This is a genomic window from Nonomuraea sp. NPDC005650 (assembly GCF_040605375.1).
Lineage (GTDB): Bacteria > Actinomycetota > Actinomycetes > Streptosporangiales > Streptosporangiaceae > Nonomuraea.
Genome location: NZ_JBEXCR010000088.1, coordinates 20,002 through 27,422, shown reverse-complemented (window position 1 = coordinate 27,422; position 7,421 = coordinate 20,002). Strand labels below are relative to the sequence as shown.

Sequence of the window (7,421 nt, the reverse complement as noted above, 5' to 3'; positions counted from 1 at the left end):
GCGAGAACGCGCGCCTACATCCGGGTCGCACCGCCTATCAGGACAGCCCGCCTGCTGACCGACGACGTCGGTCAGGCCGGCCGCTGGCGATCGCTATGACGTCGTAGCGACACGGTCGGGGGCCGGAGCCGGGGTGGAGCAAGATCCCCGGTGATACAGCCCTCAACCCGAGAACCGCTTACCCATGCGACCCCCAACGTGCCGGAGTTCACCGCTGGCGTTGCATGGAGAGGGCCTGCCGCCAGTGCTCGGCCGCCTGCCCCATGTCGTGGCCGAGGAGTTCGAAGAACTGGGTGGTGGTACGGAGCCGGTCGCCGGTGGGTGTGTCGGCGCCGAAGATCCCGACGCCGTGTCGCGTGGTGTCGGCCCAGATCGCTATCGACCTGGCACTGGCCGCCCACGTGTGGTACCAGACGTCCACGTCGACGAAGTACCGCACCCGGCGCGCCTCGCGCTCCCTGGCGACCATCTGTCTCTGCCCCAGCCACTTGATGGCATTGGAGATCGTCGCCGGACTGACAAGGAGTTGCCGGGCGAGCTCCGTGGCGGTCAGGCTGCCGCCCTCGCTGAGGAACAGCGCGGCGAACACCTTGGCCGTCATGGGTGCCATCCCGCCCTCGATCATCATGGCGACGAACTGTTCCTCGAACTCCCGGGCCGTGCGGACGTCACGGTTGTCGGTGGTGTGCGGAACATCGGCGTGGGGAGCGCGCTTGCGGCGGCGGGCGCGCCAGTTCGTCGCATGTTGGGCGCGCGCCGCCCGGTAGCCGTTCGGGCCACCGTTCCTGGCGATCTCGCGGGTGACGGTGGACCTGGACCGCCCCAGCCGGCGGGCGATCTCCGCGTAGGTCAGGTCGGCCGCCAGCCCTTCGGCGATGCGGCGACGATCCTCGGCGGTCAGCCGACCTCCTGGCATGTCATCCTCCCCGATCGAGCTCTCGGTGCTGCAAGGCGGTTGCACTCAGCTACAAACTCATTGCACCAATATGTGGCCTCTGACCTGCACATATGAGTTCTTCGAGTTGTCTCATCCCAGAACACGACCCTAGCGTTTACCCAGACCGAAAGGGAGGTTTCACCATGAAAAAGGTCGTACTCATCACCGGCGCCTCCGCCGGCATCGGCAAGGCCACCGCATTCGAACTCATCCGCGCCAGCCACATCGTCTACGGCGCCGCGCGGCGCGTACACAAGATGGACGACATCCGCGACGCCGGCGGACACGCCCTGGAGCTGGACGCACGCCGGCCGGAGGACCTGGAACGCGTCATCGGCGCCATCGTCGCCGAACAGGGCCGCATCGACGTCCTGATCAACAATGCCGGCACCGTCCTGCACGGCGCGGCCGAGGACATCCCCATCGACCTGGCACGCGACCAGTTCGAGGTCAACGTCTTCGCCCCGGCCCGGCTGACCCAGCTCGCCCTGCCGTACATGCGCGAGCAGGGGTCCGGCACGATCGTCAACGTCTCCTCCATCGGCGGCGAGATCGCGCTGCCGCTCGGCTGCTGGTACTACGCGACCAAGCACGCGCTGGAGGCCTACTCCGACAGCCTGCGCATGGAGGTGGAGCCGTTCGGCATCGACGTCGTGATCATCCAGCCCGGCATCATCAAGACCGAGTTCGAAGACCACACGGCACAAGACCTGCGTGAGATCTCCGGCACGACCGCGTACGGGGAGATGGCCGAAGCCATGGCCGAACGCGCCGAGACCCGGCTCGGCGAGAACACCCCGGCGAGCGACCCAAGCGTGGTCGCCACCGCCATCCGGCAGGCCATCGAAGCCGACAAGCCCGAGACGCGCTACGCGGTCGGCTACATGGCCGAAAGGCTCCTCGAGCTCAACAGGACGTTGCCGGACCGCGAATTCGACAAGCTCCTCACGAACTCCGCGAAGTAGGCCGCCGCGATGTCACACCAACCCCACTCACGCAGATGGTGGGCGCTCATAGCGCTCGTGCTCATGTCGCTGGCCGTGGGCTTCGACGTGACCATCCTGAATCTGGCGCTGCCGAGCATGGCCGAGGACCTGCACGCCGACAACGCGCAGTTGCAGTGGTTCGTCACCGTCTACACGCTGGTGCTCGCCGCCGGCATGATCCCGGCGGGAATGGTGGGCGACCGCTTCGGCCGCAAGAGGACGCTCCTGGTCGCGCTGGTCATCTTCGGGGTCAGCTCGCTGGTCGCCGCCTACGCCCCATCGACCGGGATCTTCATCGCGGCGCGTGCCGTGCTGGGCCTGGGAGCGGCGCTCCTCATGCCCACGATGCTCGCGCTGATCCCGACGATGTTCACCGCGGAGGAGCGGCCGAAGGCGATCGGAACGCTGGCGGGCGCCTCGATGCTGGCCTTCCCCATCGGCCCGCTCCTGGGCGGCTGGCTGCTGAACCACTTCTGGTGGGGCTCGGTCTTCCTGATCAACATCCCCGTGGTCGTCCTGGCGTTCCTCGCGGTCGCCGCCTGGCTGCCCGAGTCGCCGCGCGAGCGCGGCAGGCGGATCGACGCGGGCGGCGTGGTGCTGTCGAGCGCGGCGCTGACGGCGTTGACCTACGGCCTCATCGAAATCGGTGAGCGAGGCTGGACGGACCCAGCCGTGTTCGGACCGATCCTCGGCGGGACGGCGGCGCTTGTGCTGTTCGTGCTCTGGGAGCGACGGGCCCGCGAACCACTGGTGGACCTGTCCCTGTTCGCCAACGCGCGCTTCACCGTCGGCACCACGCTGGCCACGCTCGCCAACTTCACCATGTTCGGCGTCCTGTTCGCGCTACCGCAGTACTTCCAGGCGAACCTGGGCACGGACGCGATGGGCAGCAGCTTGCGGCTGCTGCCGCTCATCGCCGGGATGCTCATCGGGATGTCGGCGGCAGCCAGGCTGAGCAGGTTGATCGGCCCCAAGCTCGCGGCCGGCCTGGGATTCGTCCTGCTCACCGCGGCCCTGTTCTGGGGTGCCACCACCGATACGGGCAGCGGCACCGGGTCGGCGGCCGCGTGGACGGCCATGTACGGCCTCGGGCTCGGCTTCGTCCTGCCCACGGTCATGGACGCGGCGCTGGGCGCCCTGTCGCCCGGCAACGCCGGCGTCGGCGCAGCGGTGAACCAGTCCATCCGCACCCTCGGCGGCAGCTTCGGCGCGGCGGTCCTCGGCTCGATCCTGACGTCCGTCTACCGCGCCGAGGTGCCGCAGCAAGCACGCGAGAGCGTCTTCGCAGGGCTGGCCGCCGCACGATCCGCCGGCTCCGCGACCCTGGCAGACACGGTCCGCTCCGCCTTCGTCCATGGCCTGGACATCGTCCTGGCCACCAGCGGTGGCCTCGGCCTCCTGGGCGTCCTCGTCGCCCTGGCCTGGCTGCCCGGTACGCCCGAGCGCCCCCGGCCGAGCACGCCCCGGCACGCACAGCGGGCCCACGTACCGAATCATTGAGTGAGTGCCTGATCAGAGCCACGTCGGCGGGCTCTGATCGCGAGGCCGTGGCGCAGGTGTCCAGGGCGACTCACCCTGCGCCACCACTCAGCTCGCGAAGCCGTCCAAGGCGGCGGGAACCGCCTTGGCCATGGTGCTGCTGCCGGTATGTCCCGAGTCGTCCACCACGACGAGCCGTGCGTCGGGCCAGACCTGGGCCAACTGCCAGGCGTTCTCCAGCGGGCAGCCCAGGTCGAAGCGGCCGTGGATGAGCACGCCGGGGATGCCGGCCAGCTTGTGCGCATTGCGCAGCAAGATGCCTTCCTCCAGCCAGGCGGCGTTGGAGAAGTAGTGGGCGCAGATGCGGGTGAAGGCCAGTAAATCGGCCGCCGGCCGGTCGCTGTAGGCGTTCGGTCTGCCGTTGACCTCCAGGGAGATCACCGCGTCCTCCCAGTCCGCCCAGTCGTGAGTGGCCTTGGCGCGTACGGCGGGGTCGGGGTCGGACATGAGCCGCGCGTAGGCGGCCAGCAGGTCACCGTCGCGTTCGGCCTCGGGGACGCCCTCGCGGAAGCGCTGCCACGGCTCGGGAAAGAAACGACTCACACCGCGGTAGAGCCAGTCGATCTCAGAGCGGCGGGTCATGGTGACGCCGCAGATGACCATCTCCGACACCCGCGCCGGGTGGGCTTCGGCGTAGGCAAGCATCAGCGTGGATCCCCACGAACCGCCATAAAGCAGCCAGCGGTCGACACCGAGATGCTCGCGCAACCGTTCCATGTCAGCGATCAGGTGCTGGGTGGTGTTGGTGCTCAGATCGACGGCCGGGTCGCCGGCGTGCGGCAGGCTCCGACCGCAGTTGCGCTGATCGAACAAGATGACGCGGTAGCGCTCGGGGTCGAAGCCGCGGCGTTGACCAGGCGTGCAGCCCCCGCCAGGGCCGCCATGGACGACGAGCGCGGGCTTGCCCTCGGGGTTGCCGCAGACCTCCCAGTAAATGAGGTGGCCGTCACCGGCGTCAAGGTGCCCGTGGTCGTACGGTTCGATCGGGGGATACACCGCCTCAAGATACAAGCGCCGGCTCCCGAGTCAGCAGGACTCCACCCGAGAACGCTCCCTCGACCGGGGCGGGAGCATGCTTGATCACGGTTGGGTGTCGCGCGAACGGCCGATCTTGACGTGGGACCACCCGCCGGACATCGGTGAGGTGACCTACTGGGTGTTCTGGGACGGCGACGACCGCTACCGCCGAAGCAGCGCCTCCGTCATGGTGACGGTCAGGCACAGATCCACTCTCACCCTGGACGGGCCGCAGTCAGGCGTCGTCGGCACGGCCATGGAGCTGACCGGCGTGCTGACGGCGTGACTACCTCGCGTTGTGGTCAGGGGATGCCGCGGCCGGGCCGGCCAAGGCCACCCATCCGATCACGGTCGAGTGACCTGACGGCCGTACCCGGCGAGTACCGCAGGCGGCATTCGGTGCCGGCGGACCTGGTCCGTACTGATGCCCGCCAGTCGCGTCAGGTGGCCGGGGACAACCACCCCGTAGCCGCCGGGGCCTCCCGATCCTGAGGGAGGCATACGGCTCTGGTTGACATGGCGGCGCGTGCTACCGCGTTGGGTGGAGGCGCACGTCCACCGGACGATTGACGACAGTCAAGGCCGCCCGTGGATACCTTGTCGCATGAACGACCGGCCGGTCGCGCTCGGACGTTACGGCGGTATCCAGCCCTCCGAAAGGTGACAACACGTGAAAGCAGCCCAAGTCGCTTCAGCACTGGCACTCGGCGTGGCCGCCGCTGCTCTCCTCACCACGCCGCCCGCGCTGGCCCACTCCCCCCAGCCGGCCCCGAGCCCGCCCCGCGAGCCGGTGACCGGCGACGGCGACGTGATCATCTCGGAGGAGGTCCACGCGGCGGGGCTGATCAACTATTCATGCGGGCCGAACTACAACCCGTACGACTACTACCCCGCCAAAGCCGACCGGGCCCAGCTGGAGTACGCGGCCGGGACGTCCCGCGGTGGCGCGGGCCTCTACAGCGGTACGTGGGACTCCGACATCTGGTGGGCGTGGGGCAGCGGACTGCAGGCGGGCGACAAGGTGTCGCTCGACTGGTCCGACACCGGGGGCTCCTCTTATCACGCCTGCCACAAGACGATCGCCAGTGGCGCGAGCAGCGGGACCACGGGCGGGGTCAACGAGGTGGACGGCCGCTACTTCAGAGCCTGTGTGAAGGGCGGCAGCAGCTGGAGGTGCACCAATTGGTGGCACGTCCGGGGTTCGTGAGCAGCGCCTCCTGACCGGTACGCCCGGCGGTGAACGTCATGCCGGCCGGATCCCTCACACCTTCCGCGCAGAAGGGAGATCCACCCGATGAGAGGCTCTCGTCCCGCCGTCCGCACGGCCACGCGGGCCGCGGTGACGGTCGTCGCCGCGATCGCGACCGCGGCGATCGTCCTCCCGGCCGCCGCGCACGCGGACGGCACGTACCGCTGGCAGAACGAGTACACGCGCCGGTACCTGGAGGTGTACCAGAAGTCGAAGGCCAACGGCGGCATCGTGTCCGTCTGGTCCTACAACGGCGGCAAGAACCAGCTGTGGAAGGACACCAAGACCAGCGCCGGCTACTACCGCGTCCGCAACGTGAACAGCGGCAAGTCCATGGACCGCTGGAACTCGACCTTCTCCCCCAGCTACAACGGCGCCGCGTGCCCGGTCACGCAGTGGAGCTGGTGGGGCGGGCTCCAGCAGCAGTGGAAGGGCCGCAGCGTCTACAGCAGCATCTACAACCGCCGATTCCTCATTTGGTACAACTGGCAGGGCTGCCGGGGCGACATCTGGCACGACACTCTGGGCGTGCTGCAGCCCTTCCATTACTCCAACGTCATTCTCTACTCGCGCGAGTACTGCACCGAGGGCCGCTGGATCGGCAAGGGCGAGTGCTTCTGGAGGAGGAACGGCAAATGAGAAAGGGCACACCACCGCTGCTGGCCGCCGGGGCCGTCCTGCTGACCATCGGAGCCGCCGCGTTCAACCTCCATCCGGCCGCGTACGGCTCCGCCATCTCCCCACCTCTCGACCCCGACCCCCTGCCCACCACGGGTGAGGTTCTGCCGGTTCCCGGGCCCACGGGGGCGCTCGGGCCGGAGCCGTCCCCGATCCCGGAGCCGGCGCTCACCGCCATCCCGTCGGATCCGGGCCTCCCGATGCCGCTCGATCCGTACATGACGTCCATGGCCGACATCCACACCATCGACCTGGCCAAGGACGCCGCGACCGCCACGTGCATGCAGTCGCTCGGCTTCTCGGCCTGGACGGCGGGCGTCGTACGGAACTGGAACCCCGAGGACTACGTGGAGGCGGATCTGATCGAACCCCTCGACGCCTCCGCGGCCTCCAGGTCCGGATACCCGCGGCCCGCGCTCGACCCCGCGGCGGCGGCCGCCGCTTCGGAGCCCGCGGACCAGCGTGCCCCCACACCGGAGGAGATGCAGGCCTACGACGGCACCGCCGCCACGACCGGGCCGGGCCAGGCCATCCCCCAGGGCGGCTGCGCGACGAGCGGCGAGGCCCGCGTCCTGGGCCAGGACCACGCCCTGGCCGCCGACCCCCGGCTGCTGGCCGACGACGCGAGCTTCCTCGCCCTGGAGCACACCGCCGTCGCGCAGGCCCTGACCCAGTGGGTGAGCTGCATGGCGGCCAAGGGGTACGCCTACGACAGCCCGATGAGCGCCCGCGCCGACCTCCGCTGGGCCAACCGGGAGCCCGGTGTGGCCGCCACGCAGGCGGAGAAGCAGGTCGCGGCCGACGACGCCGCCTGCGCGAACGGCGCCGGCCTGCTGCCGACGTACCGGGCGGCGAAGCGCGCCTACGAAGAGATCATGGTGCGGGACCAGCGGCAGGCGCTGACCGAGTCGCTGTCCGTCTTCACCACCTGGGTGCAGCGTGCCGAGGCGGTGCTGGCGGGCCAGTGAGCCGCCGGACCGGCCGCCCGGCCCGCGCGGGAACTGTGCCGAGGCAC

At 69.5% G+C, this 7,421-nt stretch carries 8 protein-coding genes; 6 read left to right on the top strand and 2 right to left on the bottom strand.

Annotated elements, in window-relative coordinates; translation table 11 throughout:
* Positions 1 to 208: 208 nt before the first annotated feature.
* The gene (locus tag ABZS69_RS65105) at positions 209 to 916 is read right to left on the bottom strand and encodes a helix-turn-helix domain-containing protein (protein ID WP_355394579.1); all 708 of its coding nucleotides are present in this window, start codon (positions 914 to 916) and stop codon (positions 209 to 211) included.
* A gap of 164 nt (positions 917 to 1,080) precedes the next feature.
* On the opposite strand from ABZS69_RS65105, the gene ABZS69_RS65100 reads away from it, so the two are divergent.
* Positions 1,081 to 1,902: an oxidoreductase gene (locus tag ABZS69_RS65100; protein ID WP_355394576.1), complete on the top strand. Its 822-nt coding sequence runs from the start codon at positions 1,081 to 1,083 to the stop codon at positions 1,900 to 1,902.
* Between the two features lie 9 nt (positions 1,903 to 1,911).
* Entirely contained in the window at positions 1,912 to 3,423 is a 1,512-nt protein-coding gene (locus tag ABZS69_RS65095) for an MFS transporter (RefSeq protein ID WP_355394573.1), read from the top strand.
* 87 nt (positions 3,424 to 3,510) lie between these two features.
* Here the strand turns inward: ABZS69_RS65095 and pip are convergent, their stop codons facing one another.
* Positions 3,511 to 4,458 carry a prolyl aminopeptidase gene (pip, locus tag ABZS69_RS65090; protein ID WP_355394570.1) on the bottom strand — a complete coding sequence of 316 codons (948 nt, stop codon included), beginning with the start codon at positions 4,456 to 4,458 and terminating at the stop codon, positions 3,511 to 3,513.
* Between the two features lie 76 nt (positions 4,459 to 4,534).
* Here pip and ABZS69_RS65085 point away from each other — a divergent pair, with 76 nt between their 5' ends.
* From ABZS69_RS65085 to ABZS69_RS65070, 4 genes are all read left to right on the top strand, one after another.
* Positions 4,535 to 4,765: a hypothetical protein gene (locus ABZS69_RS65085; RefSeq protein WP_355394568.1), complete on the top strand. Its 231-nt coding sequence runs from the start codon at positions 4,535 to 4,537 to the stop codon at positions 4,763 to 4,765.
* Positions 4,766 to 5,149: 384 nt separating this feature from the next.
* The gene (locus ABZS69_RS65080; RefSeq protein WP_355394565.1) at positions 5,150 to 5,686 is read left to right on the top strand and encodes a hypothetical protein; all 537 of its coding nucleotides are present in this window, start codon (positions 5,150 to 5,152) and stop codon (positions 5,684 to 5,686) included.
* An 87-nt stretch (positions 5,687 to 5,773) separates the two neighbouring features.
* Positions 5,774 to 6,367 carry an RICIN domain-containing protein gene (locus tag ABZS69_RS65075; RefSeq protein ID WP_355394562.1) on the top strand — a complete coding sequence of 198 codons (594 nt, stop codon included), beginning with the start codon at positions 5,774 to 5,776 and terminating at the stop codon, positions 6,365 to 6,367.
* On the top strand, positions 6,364 to 7,374 hold the full coding sequence (locus tag ABZS69_RS65070) for a hypothetical protein (protein ID WP_355394559.1): 1,011 nt from the start codon (positions 6,364 to 6,366) through the stop codon (positions 7,372 to 7,374). The genes ABZS69_RS65075 and ABZS69_RS65070 overlap by 4 nt, the downstream gene beginning before the upstream one ends.
* The last annotated feature ends 47 nt before the right edge of the window (positions 7,375 to 7,421 follow it).